The following is a 24,016-nucleotide window of genomic DNA, read 5'->3' as shown; positions in this document are numbered from 1 at the left end:
ATGTTCCTGCCGCGGGAATTTGTGTCGTGGCGATGTCCCATCACGGTGCCGGAGGTGGCTTTTCCTCTGTGACAACACCACAGCCTCCGGCCCCCTCGACATGAAGCGCCCCAATCCCCTGCCGCCTGACCAGATGACTCCCGCCGAGCGCCGCGCCGAACTTTGCGGCCTGCTGGCGCTGGGGCTGGTCCGGTTGCGGCTGCGAGACCGCGGCGAACCTTCTGCCGAGACTGGAGAAATTCGCCTACACTCTCCGGCGAGCGCATGCCGTCATGCAACTCCAACTCACCGGAGAACCGCATGACGACCCACGATCCCATCCCTGCGCGCCTGGCCGCGCTGAAGACGGCGACGACGCCGGACCTGAAGGCGCAGTGGCGCGAGCTGTTCGACAGCAAGCCGCCGCCGTTCAACCGCCGCTATCTGGAGTCCCGCCTTGCATACCGCATCCAGGAACTGGCCTATGGTGGGCTGAAGCCCGAGACCGTCCGGCGGCTGGAGCGGCTGGGCGAAGAGCTCGACGGTGGCGACCGCAAGAAGAGCCGCATCCGCGCGGACACCATGCCCATCGCCGGCACCCGGCTGATCCGCGAGTGGCAGGGCGTCGAGCATGTCGTCACCGTCACCGCCGACGGCTTCGAATGGCAGGGGCGGCCGTACAAGTCGCTCTCGGCCATCGCGCGCGCGATCACCGGCACGCGCTGGAACGGGCTGGTGTTCTTCGGCTTGAAGAACCGGCGGAGGCGGACATGACAAAGGCCCCTGCGAAATCAGGAATGATCCGCAAGCAGCGCTGCGCCATCTACACCCGGAAGTCCTCCGAGGAAGGGCTGGAGCAGGAGTTCAACTCGCTCCACGCCCAGAGGGAGGCCTGCGAGGCGTTCATCGCCAGCCAGCGCTCCGAGGGCTGGGTGCTGGTCCGCGATCAGTATGACGACGGCGGCCTCTCGGGCGGTACGCTCGACCGGCCGGCGCTGCAGCGGCTGCTGGAGGACATCGAGGACGGGCTGATCGATGTCATCGTAGTCTACAAGATCGACCGCCTCAGCCGCTCGCTCGCCGACTTCGCCAAGCTGGTCGAGGTGTTCGACCGCAACGGCGTGACCTTCGTCTCGGTGACGCAGAGCTTCAACACGACCACGTCCATGGGGCGGCTGACGCTGAACATCCTGCTGTCCTTCGCCCAGTTCGAGCGCGAGGTGACGGCCGAGCGCATCCGCGACAAGGTTGCGGCGAGCCGGAAAAAGGGCATGTGGATGGGCGGGGTGCCGCCCTACGGCTACCGCGTCGAGAACCGGAAGCTGTTGGTGGACGAAGAAACCGCCGCGCATGTCCGCTGGATCTTCGCCCGCTTCCTCGAAATCGGATCGGGGACCGAACTGGCGCGGGAGGTGGCGAAACGCGGCATCCGCACGCCCCGCGGCAACCGCATCGACAAGAAGTACCTTTACCGGATGCTGAACAACCGCGCCTACATCGGCGAGGCGGTCCACAAGGGCGAGAGCTATCCCGGCGAGCATGACGCGATCATCGACCGCGAGACGTGGGACCGCGTCCACGCCATCCTGCACGAGAGCCCGCGCAAGCGCGCCGCGCGCACCCGAGCAGAGACGCCGGCGCTGCTGAAGGGGCTGCTGTTCGGTCCCGATGGCGCGGCGTTCTCGCCCACCCATACGCGGAAGGGCGACAAGCTCTATCGCTACTATGTCAGCCAGACCGTGCTGAAGCATGGCGCCGGGTCGTGCCCGGTCGGCCGCGTGCCCGCGGGCGAGATCGAGGCCGCCGTGATCGACCAGCTGCGTGCCGTCTTCCGCCAGCCCGAGGTCGTGGCAGGGACTTGGAAGGTGGCGCGCGTCCATGCTGATGCTGACGACGTCACCGAGGCCGACGCGCGTGCGGCCCTGCAGCAGCTCGATCCACTGTGGGACGAACTCTTCCCCGCCGAGCAGGCGCGCATCGTGGCGCTGCTGGTCGAGCAGGTGGATGTCGGCACGGACGGGCTCAACGTCCGGCTACGCATCGACGGGCTCGGCGGCCTCGCGCGCGAGATGCTGGCCGGCGGGATCGAGGTGGCAGCATGAGCCGCCGGGCTCCGATCCCCGAGACTGTCACGCTCCAAGTCTCATTCAGGATCGTGAAGCGCGGCGGGCGGAAGGAAATGCAGATGCCGGATGGCGCCGCGCAACCGCGGCGGACCGACAACACGTTGGTCAAGGCGCTGGCGCGCGCCTTCCGGTGGAAGCGGATGTTGGAGTCAGGCGAGTTCGCCACCATCGCCGAACTGGCCGAACAGGAAGGCATCGCGCCCTCTTACATGACCCGCGTCCTGCGCCTGACCCTGCTCGCGCCCGATATCGTCGAGGCGATCCTGGACGGGCAGCAGGGGCCGGAGGTGACGTTGGCGCGGGTTCTTGAGCCGATGACGGTGGAGTGGTCGGAACAACGATCACACTTGCTTACTCGGCGCCCGTGACGCCCACACGGGACGCATGAGGGTCATTCTCGGCCACCCAGCACAGAATCGGCTCGGCACTGGCAGCATCTCCAATTTACAGTGGGTCGCGGAGACTGCTACACAAGATACAGATAAAGCGAGTGAATCGCGCCTACACAAGGGGGACAGCAGTTTGATGGACGGCGCTGAAGCACTCGCCATTGAAGATGAGAGCACAGCGCTCTTTGATGTAATTCGGGCAGAACTGCTCGATGAGTATCGCCAAGATCATGATTGGCCTTGGATCATCGGCTACTCTGGCGGCAAAGATAGCACGCTGGTGGCGCATCTGGTCTTCGAGATGCTCTTGTCTCTGCCACCCTCCCAGCGTCGTCGCCCCGTGCACATCGTCGCCAATGATACGCTGGTCGAAAGCCCACTCGTCGTCCAGCATATCATCGAAAGCATGGAAGAGATCGGCAATGCTGCCGGTGCCTTCGGGCTGCCGATCATCACAAAGGTCACGCGGCCTGCGCCGGATCAGTCCTTCTGGGTGAATTTGATCGGTCGGGGCTACCCGTCACCGAACCGCTCGTTCCGCTGGTGTACAGACCGGATGAAAATCCTGCCCACCAGCCGCTATATCAAGTCTCAGGTGGATGAAGCCGGACAGGTTGTGCTGCTGCTTGGCGTGCGCCGCTCGGAAAGCGGGACCCGCGCCGCATCGGTTGGTCGCTATGACAACGGCGAGCGCCTCAACAAGCACAACGATCTGGTTGGCTGCATGGTGTTTCGCCCCATCGTTGAACTTCACACTGACGAAGTGTGGGAGTTTCTTGCACTGAACGAACCGCCATGGGGCGGTTCGCACCTCAAGTTGATCGGGCTCTACCGAAACGCGAGCGGCGGAGAGTGCCCGGTTGTGACGTCGAAGGACGATGCTCCATCCTGCGGAACCACGTCTTCGCGCTTCGGCTGCTGGACTTGCACGGTGGTGGAGAAGGACCGCAGCCTGGAAGGCTTTGTTGAATCCGGCTATGCGGAATTCACGCCGCTCTTGGACTTCCGGGACTGGCTCGCTTCCATCCGCAACGAGAAAGATCGCAGGCAGGCACGGCGGCGCGATGGGCGCATCACCATCACCGATGGCGGCACGTTTATTCCGGGGCCCTTCACACTCCAGACCAGAGCCGAGATATTCGAGCGCCTGCGCGGCCTCGAAGCCGAGACCGGACAAAGCTTGATCACCGACGAAGAAGTTGATCTCATCCACCAGCTTTGGTCGGAAGAAATCGCGGGCCACAGTAGGGCCAGACCGCTCAGTGTTCGTGAAGTCGTGAAGGAGAAGTAGATGCCGCGCAATGTAGTTGTGCTTCTCGATAATTCTGACGGGCGCTCCATGATTAAGGAAGCCTGTAAGGAAAACGGCATGCATTTCGCCGAATTCGAAGAGCTTGTTCAGGCGGAAGTCGAACAAACAGGAAAGCAGCGCCGCGCCGGTCTTTGGGATTCCTTTGACGATATCCTCGACCGTATTCAGGCAGACGATAAATAACGCATGCATATTTCGCAGATTACGCTCCGGGATTGGAAAGCCTACACGACCGCCAATTTCGATTTTCCTGCGCCCGCAACGAATAAGAACATTATTCTGATCGGTGCGCCGAACGGTTACGGCAAGACTAGCCTCTTCGAAGCCATTGTTCTTGGCATGTTCGGACGGGACGGCCTTCCGCTCATCGCACGCTCGCCGTTCTCAGGGGCGGACAAGGAACGGCTTGCCACCTCCTACAAGAACTTCCTTGAGAAAGCGCTCCATAGGGGCGCGACCACAGCGGGCCGCACGTCTTGCTCGGTGAAGCTGGTCTTCACTGACGAAAATGATGAGCCGCTGGAAATCCAGCGTATCTGGCATTTCAGCGATTCCGGCGTCTACCGCCCGCAGGATGAAGAGATTCACATCTATGAAGGCTCGACCCGCAAGGCGGTGGGTCCTGGAGCCTTGCAGGGCAATGACCGCACGGATTGGTTCCGCGAGTATATTGCCGAGAACCTTCTTCCCTTCACGCTCGCGCATTTCTTCATGTTCGACGGCGAACAGGTGAGCGTGCTGGCCGAGCGTGAGATGTCCGCGCAGGTGCGGGCCGGGATCGAAGGGCTTCTTGGCATTCCGGTGCTGAAGCAGCTTGCCAAAGACTTGCGCTCCTACGCCGAAGTCCGGCGCAAGGAATCGCCCAATGTCTCCGACAAGACCATCGAAAAGCTGGAGCTTGAGCGCCATACGCTGAACTTCGAATACGAGAAGAAAGCGACGCGCCTAGGGGAGATCGAGCCCAGCCGCGCCGCGCTGAAAGAAGAGCAAGAGCATCTGATCCGCGAGTTGGCCAGCTTCGGCACGGGCTCGCAGGCGCTCCTTCAGGAGCAATTCGAGCAGATCAAAAATTACGAGCGGGCCATTGAAGATGGCCATGCCCGCCTTGAAGACCTGATGATGAAGGATTTGGCCTTGGCGCTGTCGGGCCTCAGCCTGCGCAAGAGCATCAAAGCCACGCTTCTGAGCGAGGGCGTGCGCGAGCGCTGGGAGAGCGGCAAGAACCAGGGCGATAGCAACCTTGAGCGGTTCCTGTCTTCCGTCGATACCGGCATGCAGGCGATCAACCCCTCCCTAAGCGACGGTCAGCGCGAAGGCGTTCTGGATAGCGCGCGCAATGCCTGGGAAAAGCTTTGGTATCCGCCGCCGGACAATTGCGCGGATGAATATCTGCATCCCTATCTGAACGAGCTGGAGCGCTCGAAGGTGATCGACCGGCTGGACGAGCTGGATGAACTTGGTGCGCCCGCGATTGTCGAGCTCCTAAGCACCATCGCGGCGAACGAGGAGTCGCTGAAACGCCTGCAAGATGAGGTAACGCGCACGGAAGCGGTCGCTCCCCATGTCGATAAGAAGCGCGAGCGCCTCAGCCAAGTGAACGGCGAGCTTCAGCAATATGATCAGGAAATCGGAGCGTTGAAGCGCGAGATGGCCTCCTTGGAGAGCCAGATCAACCAGAAGAACACGGAGCTGACAAAGCTCTCCGGCCAGCTTGATCAGGCCGCGCCGTCTGCACGGCGCGCGGCGCGCGCGAACAAGGTTGCGCTGATGGTCGATGAGATCGTCGCCAAGGCCGTCCCAAGCCAGATCGATGCGATTGCGGCTGCTATGACCAAGGCGCACCGCGCCATGGCGCACAAGAAGGACTTGGTGGAGCGGATCGCGATTGATGAGAACTGCGATGTTAAGCTGCTGAATGCCGATGGCATGGATTTGCGCGGCTATGATCTATCTGCGGGTGAGAAGCAGATTTTCACCCAAGCCTTGATATCGGCGGTGTCGTCCGTGTCAGGGCGCGGTTTCCCCATGGTGGTCGATACGCCGCTCGGGCGGCTTGATATCGAGCACCGCAAGGGCGTCCTCAATCACCTGGTGCAGCGTGAGCACCAAGTCATCCTGCTTTCGACCAACACGGAAGTGGTTGGCGAGTATCTGCGGGAAATCGCTCCGCATGTTCAAAAGAAGTACCTCGTTCACTTCGAGCGCGTTGGCGACATCGGACAATCGAGCGTCAGGCCTGGCTACTTTGAAGAGATGGGAGGCCAAGCATGAGCATCTCCCTTGTTGAAGTGGCCGGAGCGAACTTCCGCACGGATTATGATAGCGACAAGCTGAACACTGACTTCATGGGGCGGCTTGGGATGCGCAAGCGCTACTTGCCTGCGCGCCTTGCAATCGCCCGTTCCCTCGCGATGAGCGCCCCGGTAGAGATGCCTGCGGATGAGCTAGAGCAAGGCAAAGTAATCAAAGGTGATACCTTGTTCGGCACGGGCACAGCCCTGTCGGTCTGGCTGGCGCTGATCGTAGAGCGCGCCGGGGAGCCGGATATCGACATCAAACGCCTGGTTTCGTTGGTTGGAGCGCATTGGCGGCGCGGGCTATCCAAGCTTGACGAAGAATGGGAACAGGCCGGAGAAGACATCGCGCGCTTCGTGCGCCGATTGGTGGAAGTGGCTGAACTGCCCACGGCTGGCGGCAGGTTGCCGGTTGGCGGAGGCACGGGCGCATCAGGCGCGACGTTCTCCAGCGGAGAAATCAGAGTTCCGCTTGGCGAGATCGGCGAAGACGTTTCGACCAAGGAGAAAGTCTTCTGGAGCCTGAACGGCAAGGGCGGCGCTCCGCACACTGCAATCATGGGCGGCAGCGGATCTGGCAAGACGGTCATGGCCGCAGCCATGCTGCGCGCCATCCGAGAGCAAGCGCCCGTCCCGTTGCTGGCCTTCGACTTCAAAGGTGATCTTTCTGGTTTCACTGGCACGCAAGGGCAGACCGCTCTTGGTGAAGCCTTCGAAGCAGAAGTGATCGAGCCGCCCCGCATGCCGATCCCGCTTGATGTTCTGGCGCTCGCGCAGCGCGATCAATTCGGCATTGATGAAGCGGCGCTTCGCTTCCGCGAGTCCTTCTCCCGCCTGAAAGGCTCGAAGCTTGGCGACCGTCAGCGGAACTATGTCCATGAGGCGGCGGCGCGCGCACTGGCTAACGAGGAGCCTTGCGAACTGCGCCATATCCGCGACCGTCTGCTCGAAGTCTATGAAGAACACGAGGCCAAGGAAGACGGTGCGACCTCCAGCATGGAAGAGTTGTGCCGCTTCCCGTTATTCGAGCCAAAGCTGTCTCCGGCAGAATTCTTCCAGCAGAGCTGGATCATCAAACTTCCGCCGAACGTGCCGGAAGATAGCCGCACTATCGTGGTGAACCTGCTTCTGGACGCGCTCGACCAGCATCTCAACGGCCTTGTCGATGCTGAGACGAGCCCGGAGGGTGCACGGGGCTTGCGCGTGCTGTGCATGATTGATGAGGCGCACCAGATTCTGGGGACCAAGCTGCCGTCACTCTCCCGCCTAATCCGCATGAGCCGGTCTAAGGGTGGTGCGGTGATGCTGGTGTCGCAGTCGCCGGATGACTTCTCCGGCGAAGATGACGAATTCCTAGACAATATGGGCCTTGTGGCTGCCTTCGCGACGAACGCCAAACCAGGTGCTGCGGCGCGTGTCCTTGGCAAAGGGGCCAATCTGACCAACCTGCAAACAGGGCAATGCTTCGTTCGGTTCGATAAAACTACGAAAAAGATCAAGGCCTGGTGATCCGATTGAAGAGCGTGGGATGCGAATATGGAGAAGAAGAACTCGGATTATAATCGAGAGTTTTGGCGTGAGATAAAGCGTCGAACCAAGGTTCCTCTGTCTGATCTAACATTCGTATTCTACTTGATTTTTGGCGTGATTGTCTTCAGCGGCTTTGGCGTTGTCGTTGAGATTGTTAAGTATTGGTTTTCAGGAAACCCGTTCGACACGGTATCTCTTACTGGGATTCGGGCAGCGATTGCTGTCTTCTATCCTGCGCTGATCGGTGCTGCCTCTTTGCAACTGGCGCTCGAAGCGGCAAAGAAATCCGACTCGCTGATGGTCGTCTTTGCCATCGCTTCTCTCCTGATAATGATTGGGTTTGCAGTATTTCATGGGATTCAAGAGTTTCGGCAGGAATCTCCCGTGCAAGTCTTTGCTTTTTCAGTCGTTTTGTCGGTTTTCGGCCTTTGGATTTGGACTGTCGCAAACGCTGATAACCCTGATCTGAAAACCAAGCCGCGAAGCGACGATGCGGTGGGCGGCGACGTGGATCGCAAACTCGGAGGAAGCACTGAAGGGTTTGTGCAATGACCGCCATTACATTTCCCTACGTTACCAAGGCTCTTAAAGTCGAGCAGCGGCTCGGCACGTTCTACGTTGCTGTTCTTCCAGCTGAGTTACTGTTGCAGGTTGCGGCAAGCGATAGCATGCGGGCGATCATGAAGCCTGATGGCGATGGCTATGAGCTTAAGGGCACGCAACGTCTCATGCAGGATAAGCGGCTGACTGACATTAGCGCCTACATCAACCGTGTTGATTCATCCTTTCCAAACTCGATCATCATTGCGGCGAATTACGACTTGGAGTCCGGTTTCGACCAGGGGGAATTGGAATATATTAGCGAAGAAGACACCGGCGCTCCGGTTGTCGATTCCCGCGTCTGGTCTATCGAGGAATCCGATAGTGGCTGCCATACTCTGACCATCCCAACAGCGGAAAAGCTTGCTGCTGTGATTGATGGCCAGCACCGGCTGTTTTCATTTGCACGCGCCGAACCGGAAGCCATGCAGAGTATGGATTTGCTCTGCTCAATCTTCATCGACCTGCCCAAGGCTCTTCAAGCGCAGATATTTGCGACCATCAACTCCAATCAGAAAAAGGTCGATCGAAGCCTGACTTACGAGCTGTTCGGCTACAACGTGTCCGATGAAGATGAGGATTATTGGACGCCAGACAAGCTTGCGGTGTTCTTTGCGCGCAAATTGGCCACTGACCAAGAGTCCCCGCTGCGAGGCCGGATCATGGTCGCCCCGAAACGCGACAAGGCGCTTGAAGAACTGGCTGCGGAAGCGGACTGGAAGGTTTCCACGGCTGTCGTCGTAGACGGCGTACTTCGTCTTTTTTCAAGCAATCCCAAGCGCGATGCCAATGCGATGCGGAAGGGCGAGGCCAGTCCGCGACGGGTCCTCCGTGATGGACCGAAAGATCGATCGCCTCTTCGGGATGTCTATATCGAGGGAAATGACGCACTGATTTACAAGATGGTTCTCAACTACTTGAGGGCGTGTGAAACAGTTTTCTGGAAGGATGCAAAGGCGGATTCGTTCATATTGAGGACGATCGGCGTTCAAGCTGTTTTTGACATCTTGCGACAACTGGCCGGGCAGTCCTTTGCAGATCGGAATATCAGCGAGGATTATTTTGGCAGCAAACTTGAGGGCGCAAACGAGATTGATTTTTCCGAAGATCGCTTCAAGAACCCGTCTGGATCGGGTCGAACATTCATTCGCAAAGCTATTGAAGAGGCCATTGGTCTGAACGCTTAGCGGGGCTTGAGCCATGACTGTCTTCTTCCAAGGGAACTTTGGATTGCATCGCGAGCGCATGGCCAAGCTTGCTAAGGCTGCCAGCGAGCACCAAACACTTGGAGATGACGCGCTCGCTGCTCCGTTTGGATAACGCAGCGAACGTTCGATCTCTGTTCCTTCTCGTCGAGCACGACCGTCGTCGAAGTGGTCAGGGTGCCACGGAGGAAAATTCACTCAGACCAATATCTTACAGTCTATTCACCAAATCGGCGCAGTCATGAGGTCCAGAGAAAATCGGCCCTGAGAGACCGCTTCCGAGCCACCCGGCCCCGGAGCCAGTGCTCAGCCCCACCCGCATAACCCTCGGAAACAATGGAAAAATCCAGCCGGGGCCGGATGGGGAGAACGCTTTCGCGGGGGCAAGTGGCGGAGACGAAGGGATTCGAACCCTCGAGACGGTTTCCCGTCTACTCCCTTAGCAGGGGAGCGCCTTCGACCACTCGGCCACGTCTCCACCTGTTCGTCTACCGGGAGGTCCGGCAGGTGGCAAGGGCGGATTGGGCAATTCCTTGGCTCGGGTGGCCTCCGGCCGTGGAGCAGCGTGACGCCCGGTTCCACGCTGCGCGACCGAACGGTGGTCCTCGCGCTTAGACGGTCCGATCGGGCTGCCTTCGGTCCTCGGCACCAGGATTCTGGCTCGGAGACCCGACAGTTCGCCCGCCCGCCAGCGCCCTTGCGGTACCTTCGNTTCGCGGGGGCAAGTGGCGGAGACGAAGGGATTCGAACCCTCGAGACGGTTTCCCGTCTACTCCCTTAGCAGGGGAGCGCCTTCGACCACTCGGCCACGTCTCCACCTGTTCGTCTACCGGGAGGTCCGGCAGGTGGCAAGGGCGGATTGGGCAATTCCTTGGCTCGGGTGGCCTCCGGCCGTGGAGCAGCGTGACGCCCGGTTCCACGCTGCGCGACCGAACGGTGGTCCTCGCGCTTAGACGGTCCGATCGGGCTGCCTTCGGTCCTCGGCACCAGGATTCTGGCTCGGAGACCCGACAGTTCGCCCGCCCGCCAGCGCCCTTGCGGTACCTTCGATCGTCGGGTTTCGCCGCCCGAGGAGGCCGCATCCGGGGAAGGGCGGGGTCGCAGTCGTCGGGCGGCGGCCACGGCGGGCAAGGGTGACGGGGGCAGTCCTGCCCGCCCGGCCGATATCTACGGGGCTAGACCAGCATCCGGCGCGGGTCGGCGAGGTAGCCGGCATGGGCGGCGAGGAACCGCGCGGCGTCCGCCCCGTTGATGACGCGGTGATCGTAACTCAGATCGAGCGGCGCCATGAGGACGGGCCGGAACGCCTCACCGTCCCAGACGGGCACCGTCTCGGTGCGCGTGATGCCGAGGATCGCAAGCTCGGGAGGGTTCACGATGGGCGTGAAGGCGGTGCCGCCGATGCCGCCCAGGTTGGAGATCGTCATGGACGCGCCGCCCATCTCGTCGGGGCGGATCTTGCGGGCCTGCGCGCGGGCGGCGAGGTCTCCGATCTCCGCGGCGATGCGCAAGAGCCCCTTGCGGTCGGCGTCGCGGATCACCGGCACCATGAGCCCGTGGACCGTGTCCACGGCGATGCCCACATGCACGTAATCCTTCAGGATCAGCGTCTCGCCGTCGGCGGACAGCGAGGCGTTGAAGCGCTCGAAGTCGCGCAGGCAGCGCGCCAGCGCCTTGACGTGGAAGGCGAGCGTGGTGAGCCGGACGCCCTCGGCGCGCGCCTCGTCCCTGACCCGGGCGCGGAACGCCTCGACGGCGGTGAGCTCGGCCCGGTCATGATGGGTGACGGCGGGGATGAGCGCCTGCGACGCGGCGAGGTTCTGGGCGGCGACGCGGGCGAAGCGGCTCATGGGCGCCTCGCGCACAGGGCCCCAGGCGGCGTGGTCCACCTCCCAGTAGCTCGTGTCGGCGGCGGGGGCGGCCGCGGCCGGCCCGGCGGCACCCGTCACATCCTCCTGCGCGATCGTCTCGCGGCCGAGATCGCGGGCGAGCGCTGCGAGGTCCACGCCCCGCTCGGCGGCGCGCTTGCGGACGGAGGGGCTGGCGATCACGTCGGCCATCTCACCACTCCGCCGAGATGTACTGGGTTTCCATGAACTCGTGCATCCCCTCATGGCCGCCCTCGCGCCCGAGGCCGGACTGCTTCGTGCCGCCGAAGGGCGCCGCCGGGTCCGAGACGAGACCCCGGTTGAGCCCCACCATGCCGTAATCGAGCCTCTCGGAGACCTGGAGGCCACGCCGGAAATCGCCCGAGAACACGTAGGCCACGAGGCCGTATTCCGTGTCGTTGGCGCGCCGGATCACGTCCTCGGTGTCGGTGAAGGTCTGCATCGCGACGACCGGGCCGAAGATCTCGTCCCTTACGCAGTCGGCCGTCTCGGGGACGTCCGTCAGCACCGTGGGCGGGTAGTAGAAGCCCTTGCCGCCGGGAAGGCGCCCGCCGAGGCGCAGCCGGGCGCCCTTGGCGACGGCGTCCTCCACGAAGGCGTGCACCTTGTCGCGCGTGTCGGCGTTGACGAGGGGGCCCACGTCCACGCCCTCCTCCCGCCCGTCGCCGAGTTTCAGGGCGCCCATCGCCTCGGTCATCTTCCTTGCGAACTCTTCCGCCACCGCCTCGTGGACGTAGAAGCGGTTCGCCGCGGTGCAGGCCTCGCCGAGGTTGCGCATCTTGGCGAGCATCGCGCCCTCGACCGCCTGGTCAAGATCGGCGTCCTCGAAGACGATGAGCGGGGCGTTGCCGCCGAGTTCCATCGCGGGCTTCAGGACCTGGTCCGCCGCGCCGTGCAGGAGCTTGCGGCCCACCTGCGTCGAGCCGGTGAAGGAAATCACGCGCACCCGCGGGTCGTGCATCAGGTGATCCACCAGCGCACCGCTCCGGCGCGAGGGCAGCACGTTGACGAGGCCCCTGGGCACGCCCGCCTCCTCCAGAAGCGGCATGAGGGCGAGCATGGTGAGCGGCGTCTCGGAGGCCGGCTTGATGATCACGGGGCAACCCGCCGCCAGGGCGGGGGCGATCTTCCGCGTGCCCATGGCCGCCGGGTAATTCCAGGGCGTGACCAGGACGGCGATGCCCGCGGGCTTGTGCTGCACCACGATCCGCGCGCCGGTCGAGGGCCCGCGGGTGACGAGCCCGTCGGCGCGCACGGCTTCCTCGGCGAACCAGCGGAAGAACTCGGCGGCATAAGTGGCCTCGCCCATCGCGTCGGCGTGGGCCTTGCCGTTCTCCAGCGTGATGAGGCGTGCGAAATCCTCCAGCCGCGCGGTCATAAGCTCCCACGCCCGGCGCAGCACCTCGGCGCGCTCGCGCGGCTTGGCGGCGGCCCAGTCGGCGAAGGCGGCCTCGGCCGCGTCGAGCGCCGCGTCGGCATCCACCGCCGTGGCCGAGGCGACGGAGGCGAGCACGGTCTCGTCGGCGGGGTTGATCACGTCGAAGCGCGCGGCTTCGGCGCCCGGGCGCCAGTCGCCGCCGATGTAGAGATCGGTGGGCAGGGTCTCGAAGATCCGGTCGAGCTTGGTCATTGGGGTCTCCCGTGTCAGAGCAGGTGCCGCAGGGGCTCGGAGAGCCGGTCGGCGAGGCCCGCGACGAGGGCGAGCGCGGCCTCTTCCGGCAGCGCGGCGGCGTCGTGGGCCAGATGCAGGGCGAGTGTGTCGCCCCTGCGGGTGACTGTTAGTTGCGGAACGGGCGCGGCGGCGGGTTTCACGGCGGTGAGCGCGGTGCCCGTCAGGTCGCGGAGGATGAGCGCCGGCGAAGCCTCCGACGGCGCGGGCACGGCCGAGAGCGGCGCGAGGTCCGCATCGTCCATCGCCGCGGGCGCGCCGAGCGCCCCCGCTGCGATCGTCAGCGTTCCTTCCGCGCCGAGGGCCGCGCGCATCGCCCCGGCCGCGAAGGCCGCGAGCAGGTGCGGCCCGCCCGGGGGCGTGTCGGTTGCCGTGGCCAGCCAGGCGCGGAAGTCGTCGTAGGCGGCGGCGTCGATCTCGGCCGAGATCACCCCGACCTCGCCGCCCGCAGGCGCCGCGGCGGGCGCGGCGGATTTCGGCAGGGCGCGGAGCGTCTCCAGGTCCGCGACGTGGAAGGGCTGGGGGTATCCCGCCGCCGCGAGACGGGCGAGGTCCAGCCCCTCTTCGGCGGCGAGCCTGCGCGCCTTCGGCGAGGCGAGGATGCGCCCCGCCGGGGCGGCGGCTGTCGCAGGCCCTTTGGGGCGGGGCGCGGGCGGCGCGGGACGCTCGGCGCCCTTGTCCGGCGCCGCGTCCGGCTGCGCCGTGGCGGCCTCTTGCCGCGCCGGGGCGGGTGCGGCGGACATCGCGCGGCGGACCGGGGTCGCCGGGGCCTCCGCCGAGATCACGGCGATGACCTGTCCGACCGGCACGTCGTCGCGCTCCTCGGCGAGGATCGCGGCGAGATAGCCCGCCCGGTCGGCCTCCACCTCCATCGTGGCCTTGTCGGTCTCCACCTCGAGGAGCGCGTCGCCCTCGGCCACCGGCTCGCCCGCGTCCTTCAGCCAGGCCACGACGATCCCGGAATCCTGCGCCATGCCGAGGGCGGGCATGATGACCTGGTGCCCCTCCGGCAGCGCCCCCTCGTCGTCGGGCTTCGGCCCGTCCTCTGTGCGCGCGGCCGGGGCAGGGGCCTCGCCCGCGCCGTCCGCCGTCTCGGCGATCAGCGCCACGATCTGGCCCACGGGCACGGTCGCGCCCTCCGCCGCGCGCACGTCGGCGAGAAAGCCGTCATGGGCGGCCTCCACCTCCATCGTGGCCTTGTCGGTCTCCACCTCCATCAGCGCGTCGCCGGCCTTCACCTCATCGCCCGGGCTTTTCAGCCAGGCGACGATGACGCCCGAGTCCTGCGCCATGCCGAGCGCCGGCATGATCACTTCATGCGGCATCGGCCAGCTCTCCCCTGACGGCCGCGCCGGCGCGCCGGGCCACCGCGTCGGGCGTGGGCACGGTCAGGTCCTCGAGCGCGGGGCTGAACGGCACGGGCACGTCCATCGCGCCCATCCGCTGGACGGGATAATCGAGATGGTAGAACGCCTTTTCCGAGATGCGGCTGGCGATCTCTCCCGTCACCCCGAAATTCCTGTGGCCCTCGTCGATGACGATCGCGCGGGAGGTCTTCTTCACGCTCTCCACGATGGTCGCCTCGTCGAAGGGCACCAGGGTGCGGGGATCGATCACCTCGGCCGAGATGCCCTCGGCGGCGAGCGCCTCCGCGGCCTGCTGCGCCACCTGCACCATGGAGGAGGTCGCCACCAAGGTGATGTCGCGCCCCTCCCGGAGCACCGCCGCCTCGCCGAAGGGGATGAGATACGCCTCCTCCGGGACGGCCGCCTTGTCCTGGTACATCAGCTTGTCCTCGAAGATGACGACCGGGTTGTCGTCCCGGATCGCCGTCTTCAGGAGACCCTTGGCCTCGTAGGCCGAGGAGGGCATCGCCACCTTGAGACCCGGGATATGCGCCACCAGCGCGTGCAGCGACTGCGAGTGCTGGGCGGCGGAGCGCCGCGTGGCGCCGAGATTGGTGCGCAGCACCATCGGCACCTTGAGCTTGCCGCCCGACATGTAATGGGTCTTGGCCGCCTGGTTGCAGAGCTGGTCCATCACCAGGTAGAGGAAATCCCCGAACATCAGGTCCACGATCGGGCGCGAGCCGGTCATCGCCGCCCCCACCGCCATGCCGACGAAGCCGGGCTCGGAGATGGGCGTGTCGATCACCCGTTCGGGGCCGAACTCGTCCACCAGCCCGGCCAGGACCTTGAAGGGGGTGCCGGCCTCGGCCACGTCCTCGCCCATCAGGAAGACGGTCGGGTCGCGGCGCATCTCCTCGGCGATGGCCTCGTTCACGGCCTTGGCAAGCGTGATCTCGCGGGTCATGTCCGCTCTCCGTCGATATAGGGCAGGGCGTGTTCGACGCCGGCGAAGACATGCATGTCCACTTCGCCCGCGTCGGGGTATCTCGCGTCGAGCGCGTAGGCGACGGCGGCCTCGGCCTCGGCCCGGATCTCGTCGTTGATCGCGACGAGCTCTTCCGCGCCGAGGATCCCTTCTGCCTCCAGCCACTTGCCGAAATTGACGATCGGGTCGCGGCGCTCCTTCCACGCGGCCTCCTCGTCCTTCGAGCGGTAGTAGTCGCGGTTGATGTCGCCCACGTGGTGGCCGTGATAGCGGTAGGTGTCGAGCTCGACGAAGAAGGGCCCTTCGCCGCGGCGGGCGCGCTCCACGAGCTTGCGCGCCAGAGCGTTCACGGCGAGCACGTCCTGGCCGTCCACCTTGTGCGCCTCGATCCCGAAGGCCTCCGCCCGCGCGGTGAGCGAGCCCGCCGCGATCTCCTCGGTCTTCGTGTATTCGGAATACCCGTTGTTCTCGCAGGCGTAGATGACCGGCAGCTTCCAGAGCGCGGCCATGTTCATCACCTCGTACCACAGACCCTGCGCCGTGGCCCCGTCGCCGAAGAAGCAGACGGCCACGAAGTCCAGCCCGAGGCGCTTCGCGCTGAGCGCCGCTCCCGTGGCGATCCCCATGGAGCCGCCCACGATCGCGTTCGCGCCCAGGTTCCCGTGGGCCTGGTCGGCGATGTGCATGGAGCCGCCCTTGCCGCGGCAATAGCCCTCCGCGCGGCCCAGAAGCTCGCAGAACATCTCGCGGAACTCGGCGCCCTTGGCCACGCAATGCCCGTGGCCCCGATGGGTGGAGGTGATCCGGTCCTCGTCGGTCAGAACCTCGCAGATGCCCACGGCGACCGCTTCCTGGCCGGAATACATGTGGGTGAGCCCCGGCATCTTGGCCGAGAGATAAAGCTGGTTGGCGTTGTCCTCGAAGGCGCGGATACGCACCATCTGGCGATACATCCGCAGGTAGTCCTCGGTGTTGGCTTTGGCCTCGGCCATGGGTTTGCCTCCCGCGCGGGCCATGCCGCGCCCCTGTTTTCTTCTTGGCGAAAATACTCTCGGGGGGTGTGGGGGGCGGAACGCCCCCCACGGTCCGAGCCGACGGTCAGTAACGGTTCGCGATCGGCAGTTCCTCGGCGGGAAAGAGCGAGATCACCTCCACCCCGGTCTCGGTGACCACGACCTCCTCCTCGATCCGGGCGGCGGAATAGCCGTCCACCGCCGGGCAGTAGGTCTCCAGTGCGAACACCATGCCGGTCTGGATCTCCATCGGGTGCTCGAGGCTGACCGCCCGGCTGATGATCGGCCGCTCATGCAGCGCGAGGCCCAGCCCGTGGCCGAACTGCAGGCCGAAGGCCGCGTCCTCGGAGGGGAAGCCGAACTCCTCGGCCCTGGGCCAGACGGCGGCGACCTTGTCGGTGGTGACGCCCGGCCTGATCATCTCGATCGAGGCGTCGATCCATTCGCGCGCCTTGACGTAGGCGTCGTGCTGGGCGGGGGTGGCGCGGCCGATGTTGAAGGTCCGGTAATAGCAGGTCCGGTAGCCCTGGTAGGACTGCAGGATGTCGAAGAAGGCCTGGTCGCCGGGGCGGAAGTAGCGGTCGGTGAAGTTGTGCGGGTGCGGATTGCAGCGCTCTCCGCTGATCGCGTTGATCGCCTCGACGTCGTCCGACCCCATCTCGTAGAGCATCTTGTTGGACATGGCGACGATGTCGTTCTCGCGGATGCCCGGCTTCAGCTCCTCGTAGATCATGTGGTAGACGCCATCGACCATGGCGGCCGCCTGGGTCAGAAGCTGGATCTCGTCCCAGTTCTTGATCTCGCGCGCGGCGAGCATGATCTGCTGGCCGTCCACGACGTGCAGCCCCTCCTCCTGCAGCGCGTGGAACATCGCCGTCTCGGCGTAGTCCACGCCCACCGGCATGTCCGCCATGCCCGCATCCTTGATAAGCTGGGCGATCTGACGCGCGTATTTCCGCATCAGCCCGAACTCGGGCGGGATGGTGCCGCGCATGCCGACGACGCCGGCGAGGCAATGGTCGGGTTCCAGCCAGTCGGAAAATTTCTGATGGTGCACGGCGGCCGAGCCGAAATCCCAGACGTAAGGCGATTCGTCGCCCGTCAGCAGGCAGAAGCGGCACATCTTGTCCCGTTCCCATTCGCCGATCTTTGTGGCCGAGACGTAGCGGATGTTGTTCACGTCGAAGAGCAGCAGCGTGCCCGCGTTCGACGCTTCGAGCGCCTGTCGCGTCCGGGCGAGGCGGTAGCGGCGAAGCCGGTCATGGTCGATGCGGCGCTCGAAATCCACCGACATGTGGCCGGGCGCGGGCAGGCGTCCCTCCCAGCGCCAGTTGGGTTCGAGGTCCTGCGGCGTCAGCACGTTGGGTTTTAGGGCGAGGTTCATGGGTGTTCTCCCTGAGGCTGCGTGTCTGCACGCAGTGTCGTCCGGGGGTTTCGGGGTCGGGGGGCGTGCAAGCACGCTCCCCGCGGTGTCACTGGATGCACCAGCCGCCGTCGATGTGGATCATCTGGCCGGTCATGTAGTCGCTGTCCCCGCTTGCGAGGAACGCGGCCGTTCCCTTCACGTCGTCGGGGTAGGAGACCCGCTTGATCTGCAGCGCGTCGCGCACGATGTCGTCGTAGGCCTGGCCCTCGCGCTCCTTGAAGCCGATGTCGATCAGGTCCTTGTCGAGCTGCTCCCAGAGCGGCGTCACCACGACGCCCGGCGCGTAGCCGTTCACGGTGATGTTGTGCTCCGAAAGCGCGACCGCGCCGCAATGCGTGAGCGCGAGGCAGCCGTATTTCGAGGTGCAGTAGACGGTGACGTCGACCAGCGGCTTGCGGCTGGCGATGGAGCCCACGTTGATGATCTTGTAGGGATAGTCGCGCTTGCCCTGGGCGATCATCTGGCGCGCGGTCTCCTGCATGCCGAGCCACATCGCCTTGGTGTTGACGTTCATGATCATGTCCCAGTTGTCTTCGTCGATATCCATGAAGAACCGGGGCTTGTTCATGCCCGCGTTGAAGAGGCCCACGTTGATCTCGCCGAAGGCGTCCACCGTGGCGGCGACGGCGGCGGCGTTGTCCTCGCGTCGCGTCACGTCCATCTTCACCGCGACGGCCTGCCCGTTGCCGCGGGCGTTGATCGCCTCGGCCACCTGCTGCGCCTCGTCGATGTCGATATCCCCGATGCAGACGTTCGCGCCCTGCTCGGCGAAGTGCTCGGCATTGGCCGCGCCCATGCCCTTCGCGGCGCCGGTGATCAGGATGTTCTTGCCCTTCAGGCGGTTGGGGTCCATTCCGTTCCTCCCTTGGTCCCGCGTCTCTCAGAACAGCGCGTCGGCCCGGGACTGGGCCGCGCGCAGCGTCTCGCGCGGGGTTTTCAGGCCCCGCAGCATGTCGTGGAATTCCTCGCCGCAGATGCGGATGATGTCGCTGATCGCGGGGATCGGCGGGCGCGGCCAGAACTGAAGCTCGTCGCGCCACGACATCGCCTCCACCGCCTCGAAGATGGTCGAGATGCGGCGGACCTCCGGGTCGGCGCCCACGGAATAGCGCGGGTTCGTGCGGCCGCCGTTGAGCACGAAGAGCTTCTGCGCTTCGGGCGAGGTGAAGACGGTCAGCGCCTCGGCGGCGGCCTCGCGCCGTTCGGGCGAGAGATTGGCCGGGATGCCGAGTGCGTAACCGCCCACCGGGGCGACCGGGCTGCCGCCCGGCCCGGGCGGGTGGGGCAGGTAGCCCGTCTGCCCGCAGGCCGGCGAGGACGGGTCGAGCTCGAAATAGGGCGCGAGCAGCGTGTAGCCGTAGGTCATCGCGATCGAGCCCGCGGCGTAGGGGCGGATACGCTCGTACCAGGACATCGAAAGGATGTCGGGCGGCGAGTAGTCGAGCAACTCGCGCAGGAATTCCGCGGCCGCGAGCCCGGCCTCGGTGTCGATCGTCGGACGATGGTCGCCGCTGGCGAGGTCGGCGCAGTCGTAGCCGCCCGAGATCGGCGCGAGGTCGAGCACCGGCTGGCCGAAATCGGCAAGCGTCATCAGCACCGTGTGGCCGAGCGCGGTGCCGCGCGCGGCGTTCCAGGCGATGCCGTGCACGCCGCGCGCCGGGTCGTGCAGCGCGCGCGCTGCGGCAAGCAGGGACCCTGTCGTCGTCGGCGGCTCCAGCCCCGCCCGCGCGAACATGTCCTTGCGATAGAAGAGAAGCTCGGGCGTCGTCTGCGCCGGCACGCCGTAGGGACGCCCGCCCCAATGCGTGGCCGCCCAGCCGGCGGTGTGGAAGTCGGCCGGATCGAGGCGGGCGACGTCCATCACCTCGTCGAGCGGCAGCAGCACGCCCTTCTCGACGAATTCGCCGATCCAGGGCAGGTCGACCGCCACGATGTCGTAGCGGCTGGCGGCACGCTCCGCGTTCTTGAGCGCCTCGTCGCGCAGCCGGTCGATCGAGAAGGCGCGCTGGTGTATCGAGACGCCGATCGACTGCTCGAACTGGCGCTTGAGATTGTCCATCACCATGAAGGTCGGGTCGCCATGCGCGAGCACCCGCAGCCCCCCGGCCAGGCGCAGCGGCTCGTTGCGCACGCCGAGTGCCGGAAGCGCGTAGGCCACCCGGTAGGAGCCGCCGTAGTAGTAGTCTTCCGTCGCGGGGTCGCGCGCGCCCTGGCCGAGGCGCGCCTCGGTCAGCCGGCGGAGCCGGTCGGAAAGCTGCGTCCAGGCCTCCAGAAGGGTCGGGCTGGGATGAAGCGAGAAGGTCTTGCCGCTCGCCGTGCGCGGGCGCTGCTCGACCAGCCCGGCCGCGACCATGTCGCGCAGACGACGGTTCGCGGTCGCGTAGGGAACGCTGCTGGCGCCGATCAGCGAGGTCGGCGTGACGGTTCGGCCCTCGAAATGGCTCCGCAGCAGGTAGAGCGCCATGCGCAGATGCGGATCGGTCGAGACCAGGTCGAGCGTGCCTTCGACCTCCTCGCAAAGATCCTCCATGTAGCCGATCAGGCGCAGCGCGTCGCCCTTCACGGCGGGCGGCGCTTTGGAACCTGCATCTAAAGGGCGTATCATGGTCACGGCGGAGGTCGCTCTGGGCGGGGCAGGCGCCTTGGCGCCCGCGATTTTATTCGATCTGAATTTTTTCGGCTGCGTCATCGACGACCTCCAGAGCATGTTCATTCCGGATGGAGCTTGATATCACCACCTTATCCGAAATGAACATTATACTATTCAATATGGACAGGTTCCGGGCATCGCCGCCGGACGCCCCGACGCAGAGTCAACGTCGTTCGCCGCCTCGAAAGACGGCGATTCCCCTGCCTGGAGGAGCGTGGGGGGCGAAAACGGATTGCAGACGAACCGGGAGGAGAAACCGAATGAAACTGCGCAGCACCCTTGCCGCCACCACCGCCGCGGGCCTCGGCCTTGCCGGCGCCGCGGCCGCTCAGGACTACACGATCGGCATCACGCAGAACAACGTGGGCGTCGACAGCTACCAGACCACCTACGAGAAGGCCTTCATCGCCGCGGCCGAAGCCAACGACACCGTGCAGGCCGTGGTGCTCGACGCGGGCGGCGACGTGGCCCGCCAGATCGCGCAGATGGAGGACCTGATCCAGCAGGAGGTGGACGCCATCATCATCTGGCCCACGAACGGCGAGGCGGTGATCCCGGCGGTCCGCAAGGCCTTTCAGGCCGATATCCCGGTGATCGTCACCAATTCCAACATCGCCGAGCAGGGCTTCGACTTCGTCGCCTCCTTCTCGGGCCCGGACAACATCACCCAGGGCGCGCGCTCTGCCGAGATCATGTGCGACCGCTTCAAGGAGATGGGCATGGAGGACGAGGCCGAGATCGTGCAGATTTCCGGCCAGCCCGGCTACACCACCGCGATCGAGCGCGCGAAGGGCTTCGAGGATCGCCTGCCCGAGGTCTGCCCGAACGTCACCCTTATAGAGACGCAGCCGGGCGACTGGAACCGCGAGAAGAGCCAGCAGGTGATGGAGGCCTTCCTCGTCAAGTACGACAATATCGACGGGGTCTACGCCGGCGACGACAACATGGGCGTGGGTGCGCTCAACGCCGCGAAGGCCGCGGGCCGGGCCGAGGACATCGTCTTCGTCGGCGCCACGAACTTCGCCGTGGGCTATGACGCGATGGCCGCCGGCGACTACTGGGGGTCGATCTACCAGTCGCCCGTGGACGACGCCGAGGCCGCGCTGCAAACGGCGATCGACGTGCTCGAGGGCGGGGACGTGCCCTTCCTGAACTATTTCGACACGCCAAAGATCACCCAGGAGAACATGGGCGACTTCTCCAAGCCCGTCTTCTGAGCGGGCTTCCCTGGCCGGCTGCGGCGCCTCGGCGCCGCGGCCGCTTCCGAAAAGGCACGGAGACGTCGAGCGGGAGGTCGGCATGGGACGCGTATCGGGGCGGGTCTGCCTGGTGACGGGCGCGGCCCGGGGGATCGGGCGAGCCATTGGCGAGGCGCTTCTGTCGGAGGGCGCGCAGGTCTGCTTCGCCGATCTCGACGGCAATGGCGCGGCGCAAGTCGCCGAGGCGGCGAATGCGCGCCTCAACGGCAATGCCGGCAACGCCATGGCCGTCGGGCTCGACGTGCGCGACCGCGCCTCGGTGCGGAACGCGATTTCCAAGGTGGCGGAGCGCTACGGGCGGCTCGACGTGACGTTCAACAATGCGGGCGTGAACAAGCCCATGAACTTCATGGACGTGACCGAGGAGAACTGGAACTTCGTCATGGGCGTGAACGGTCTGGGCTGTCTGATCGGCATGCAGGAGGCGGCGCGCCAGATGATCGCGCAGGGCCGGGGGGCGGACGGGATCGCGGGCAAGATCGTCAACACCGCCTCGATCGCCAGCCGCCAGGGCTTCGACAACGTGGCGCCTTACTGCGCGTCCAAGTGGGCGGTGGTCTCGCTCACGCAATCGGGGGCGCGGGACCTTGCGCGCCATGGTATCACCGTGACGGGTTTCGCGCCCGGCGTGGTGGCCACGGAGATGTGGGACCAGGTGGACCGCGACCTGATGGAGATCGGCGCCGCCGAGCGGCCCGGCCAGGCGATGGAGGAGTTCGCCGCCGACATCCTGAAGGGACGCGTGGCGACGCCCGCTGACATCACCGGCACGACGACGTTCCTGGCGTCCAGGGACAGCGACTACATGACGGGGCAGATCGTGATGATCGACGGGGGCATGACCCTCGTCTGACGGTCCTGCCCGCCATTCGCCCCGCCGGGGCACGGGAGGAGTTGAGCCATGAGCGAGGCCATGCAGAGCCGGCCCGCCGCCAGGGCGGGCGGCCTGACGGGGGCGAGGGTGGGGACGTTCCTCGCCCGCCAGGGGATCCTGATCGCCTTCGTCCTTTTCATGATCGGGTTCACCATCGCCAACGACCGGTTCCTTCAGCCCGACAACATCCTGGGCGTGATCCGGTCCTCGGCCATTCTCGGGGTCATGGCGCTCGGTGTGACCTTCGTGGTGATCAGCGGCAATCTGGACCTTTCGGTGGGCTCGCTCATGAGCTTCTCGACGATCGTGGTCCTCGACCTGCACGACCAGATCGGGCCGGCGCTGGCGATCCCGGCGATGTTCGCCATGACGCTGGCGATCGGGGCGGTCATCGGCTTTCTCGTGGGGTATCTGCGGCTCAACTCACTGATCGTGACGCTGGGCATGCTTTCGGCGATCCACGGCCTGACGCTGACCTGGTCCGGCGGCCAGAACATGGACATCGCCGACAAGGGAGAGACCTGGTTCGCCGTGTTCGGACAGGGCGAGGCGATGGGCATCCCCGTGCCGATCCTCATCTTCGCGCTTCTGGCCGCCCTTCTGGGGATCGTGCTGGCCAAGACGCCCTTCGGGCGCAAGGTCTATGCAGTCGGCGGCAACGGCACCGCCGCCACCTTCTCTGGCATCCGGCGGGCGCGGGTCGTCTTCTCCTGCTACCTCGTCTCGGCCTTCTGCGTGGCCACGGCCGGGCTCATCCAGGCCAGCCGCTCGATGGGCTCGCAGAACACGGTGGGGCAGGGAATGGAGCTCGAGGTGCTCGCGGCCGTCATCCTGGGCGGCGCCTCGCTGATGGGCGGCTCGGGCACGATCTTCAAGACGGTGATCGGCGTGCTGATCCTCGGCTTCATCCAGAACGGGCTTCTGCTGATCGGGCTCGAATTCTACGTCCAGTACGTCGTGACGTGGATCATCATCATCCTGGCAGTCTGGCTGGACGTCGCGGCAAAGCGCGGCCGGCTGCTCTCGCCCGTCGCGTGAAGGAGGGGATCATGGCACCGGGACAACTGAGCGCCTTCCTGAAGCGCGGCGCGATCTGGGGCTTCATCGTCCTCGAACTGATCTTCTTCTCGGTCGCGGGGGAATTCCTGTCGATCTCCGACAAGGCGTTCGTCAACTGGGACAACATGCTGCTTCTGCTCAAGCAGTCGGCGCCGCTGGGCATCATCGCCATGGGCATGACGCTGGTCATGGTGAACGGCAATATCGACCTGAGCGTCGGCGCGATCTTCGCGCTGGCTGCCGTGATCCTGCTGGACAGCATGACCTGGCCGTTCATGGCCGCGATGGGCGACTGGGCCATCCCCTTCGCATGGATGTTCGCGCTGCTCACCGGCGTGGCGCTCGGCGCGATCAACGGCTTCATCGTGTGGAAGACGGGCGTGGACGCCTTCATCGTGACGCTCGGCG

General features: G+C 65.2%; 22 protein-coding genes and 2 tRNA genes. 14 read left to right on the top strand and 10 right to left on the bottom strand.

Annotated elements, in window-relative coordinates; all coding sequences use genetic code 11:
* Nucleotides 1–300 precede the first annotated feature (300 nt).
* From AB6A66_RS16575 to AB6A66_RS16535, 9 genes are all read left to right on the top strand, one after another.
* The gene (locus tag AB6A66_RS16575; RefSeq protein WP_371056751.1) at nt 301–753 is read left to right on the top strand and encodes a DUF2924 domain-containing protein; all 453 of its coding nucleotides are present in this window, start codon (nt 301–303) and stop codon (nt 751–753) included.
* On the top strand, nt 750–2,081 hold the full coding sequence (locus tag AB6A66_RS16570; RefSeq protein WP_371056750.1) for a recombinase family protein: 1,332 nt from the start codon (nt 750–752) through the stop codon (nt 2,079–2,081). Before AB6A66_RS16575 ends, AB6A66_RS16570 begins: the two co-directional genes overlap by 4 nt.
* Nucleotides 2,078–2,473 (top strand): hypothetical protein, encoded by a 396-nt coding sequence (locus AB6A66_RS16565; protein WP_371056749.1) that lies wholly within the window; start codon nt 2,078–2,080, stop codon nt 2,471–2,473. The genes AB6A66_RS16570 and AB6A66_RS16565 overlap by 4 nt, the downstream gene beginning before the upstream one ends.
* A 157-nt stretch (nt 2,474–2,630) precedes the next feature.
* On the top strand, nt 2,631–3,785 hold the full coding sequence (dndC, locus tag AB6A66_RS16560; protein WP_371056748.1) for a DNA phosphorothioation system sulfurtransferase DndC: 1,155 nt from the start codon (nt 2,631–2,633) through the stop codon (nt 3,783–3,785).
* Nucleotides 3,786–3,989, top strand: coding sequence for a hypothetical protein (locus tag AB6A66_RS16555; RefSeq protein WP_371056747.1), 204 nt, complete (start codon nt 3,786–3,788; stop codon nt 3,987–3,989).
* A gap of 3 nt (nt 3,990–3,992) precedes the next feature.
* A complete protein-coding gene (dndD, locus tag AB6A66_RS16550) occupies nt 3,993–6,077 on the top strand; it encodes a DNA sulfur modification protein DndD (protein WP_371056746.1) in 2,085 nt (694 codons plus the stop codon).
* A complete protein-coding gene (locus AB6A66_RS16545) occupies nt 6,074–7,609 on the top strand; it encodes a type IV secretion system DNA-binding domain-containing protein (protein WP_371056745.1) in 1,536 nt (511 codons plus the stop codon). Before dndD ends, AB6A66_RS16545 begins: the two co-directional genes overlap by 4 nt.
* A 27-nt stretch (nt 7,610–7,636) precedes the next feature.
* Nucleotides 7,637–8,182, top strand: a complete 546-nt coding sequence (locus AB6A66_RS16540; protein WP_371056744.1) for a hypothetical protein — start codon at nt 7,637–7,639, stop codon at nt 8,180–8,182.
* A complete protein-coding gene (locus tag AB6A66_RS16535) occupies nt 8,179–9,417 on the top strand; it encodes a DNA phosphorothioation-associated DGQHR protein 1 (RefSeq protein ID WP_371056743.1) in 1,239 nt (412 codons plus the stop codon). Before AB6A66_RS16540 ends, AB6A66_RS16535 begins: the two co-directional genes overlap by 4 nt.
* Nucleotides 9,418–9,823: 406 nt before the next feature.
* Here AB6A66_RS16535 and AB6A66_RS16530 read toward each other — a convergent pair.
* The 10 genes from AB6A66_RS16530 to AB6A66_RS16485 all read right to left on the bottom strand — a co-directional run bounded on the left by AB6A66_RS16530 (nt 9,824) and on the right by AB6A66_RS16485 (nt 20,296).
* Nucleotides 9,824–9,913 (bottom strand) — tRNA-Ser (locus tag AB6A66_RS16530).
* A 248-nt stretch (nt 9,914–10,161) separates the two neighbouring features.
* Nucleotides 10,162–10,251 (bottom strand) — tRNA-Ser (locus AB6A66_RS16525).
* 359 nt (nt 10,252–10,610) lie between these two features.
* Nucleotides 10,611–11,495: a 2-oxo acid dehydrogenase subunit E2 gene (locus AB6A66_RS16520; protein ID WP_371036789.1), complete on the bottom strand. Its 885-nt coding sequence runs from the start codon at nt 11,493–11,495 to the stop codon at nt 10,611–10,613.
* 1 nt (nt 11,496) lies between these two features.
* Nucleotides 11,497–12,954, bottom strand: coding sequence for an NAD-dependent succinate-semialdehyde dehydrogenase (locus tag AB6A66_RS16515; RefSeq protein WP_371056742.1), 1,458 nt, complete (start codon nt 12,952–12,954; stop codon nt 11,497–11,499).
* A gap of 14 nt (nt 12,955–12,968) precedes the next feature.
* A complete protein-coding gene (locus tag AB6A66_RS16510; protein ID WP_371056741.1) occupies nt 12,969–14,318 on the bottom strand; it encodes a biotin/lipoyl-containing protein in 1,350 nt (449 codons plus the stop codon).
* Nucleotides 14,308–15,306: an alpha-ketoacid dehydrogenase subunit beta gene (locus AB6A66_RS16505; protein ID WP_371036786.1), complete on the bottom strand. Its 999-nt coding sequence runs from the start codon at nt 15,304–15,306 to the stop codon at nt 14,308–14,310. Before AB6A66_RS16505 ends, AB6A66_RS16510 begins: the two co-directional genes overlap by 11 nt.
* Nucleotides 15,303–16,319, bottom strand: a complete 1,017-nt coding sequence (locus tag AB6A66_RS16500) for a thiamine pyrophosphate-dependent dehydrogenase E1 component subunit alpha (RefSeq protein ID WP_371056740.1) — start codon at nt 16,317–16,319, stop codon at nt 15,303–15,305. The genes AB6A66_RS16505 and AB6A66_RS16500 overlap by 4 nt, the downstream gene beginning before the upstream one ends.
* A gap of 106 nt (nt 16,320–16,425) precedes the next feature.
* Complete coding sequence (locus AB6A66_RS16495) at nt 16,426–17,724, bottom strand: M24 family metallopeptidase (protein ID WP_371056739.1); 1,299 nt, start codon at nt 17,722–17,724, stop codon at nt 16,426–16,428.
* An 88-nt stretch (nt 17,725–17,812) separates the two neighbouring features.
* A complete protein-coding gene (locus tag AB6A66_RS16490) occupies nt 17,813–18,619 on the bottom strand; it encodes an SDR family NAD(P)-dependent oxidoreductase (RefSeq protein ID WP_371036783.1) in 807 nt (268 codons plus the stop codon).
* 27 nt (nt 18,620–18,646) lie between these two features.
* Nucleotides 18,647–20,296: an ABC transporter substrate-binding protein gene (locus AB6A66_RS16485; protein ID WP_371036815.1), complete on the bottom strand. Its 1,650-nt coding sequence runs from the start codon at nt 20,294–20,296 to the stop codon at nt 18,647–18,649.
* 73 nt (nt 20,297–20,369) lie between these two features.
* On the opposite strand from AB6A66_RS16485, the gene AB6A66_RS16480 reads away from it, so the two are divergent.
* The 5 genes from AB6A66_RS16480 to AB6A66_RS16460 all read left to right on the top strand — a co-directional run.
* Nucleotides 20,370–20,495, top strand: a complete 126-nt coding sequence (locus AB6A66_RS16480) for a hypothetical protein (protein ID WP_371056738.1) — start codon at nt 20,370–20,372, stop codon at nt 20,493–20,495.
* A gap of 181 nt (nt 20,496–20,676) precedes the next feature.
* Nucleotides 20,677–21,633 carry a sugar ABC transporter substrate-binding protein gene (locus AB6A66_RS16475; protein WP_371056737.1) on the top strand — a complete coding sequence of 319 codons (957 nt, stop codon included), beginning with the start codon at nt 20,677–20,679 and terminating at the stop codon, nt 21,631–21,633.
* 82 nt (nt 21,634–21,715) lie between these two features.
* A complete protein-coding gene (locus AB6A66_RS16470) occupies nt 21,716–22,528 on the top strand; it encodes an SDR family oxidoreductase (RefSeq protein WP_371056736.1) in 813 nt (270 codons plus the stop codon).
* A gap of 60 nt (nt 22,529–22,588) precedes the next feature.
* Nucleotides 22,589–23,587, top strand: a complete 999-nt coding sequence (locus AB6A66_RS16465) for an ABC transporter permease (protein WP_371036814.1) — start codon at nt 22,589–22,591, stop codon at nt 23,585–23,587.
* Between the two features lie 11 nt (nt 23,588–23,598).
* Nucleotides 23,599–24,016, top strand: a 418-nt coding sequence (locus tag AB6A66_RS16460) for an ABC transporter permease (protein ID WP_371056735.1), incomplete at its 3' end; no start/stop codon positions are given.

The sequence above is a fragment of the Rhodosalinus sp. K401 genome, from assembly GCF_041365735.1.
Lineage (GTDB): Bacteria > Pseudomonadota > Alphaproteobacteria > Rhodobacterales > Rhodobacteraceae > Rhodosalinus.
Note: the sequence above shows the minus strand (reverse complement) of the source record. Positions and strands in the feature narration are given on the sequence as shown.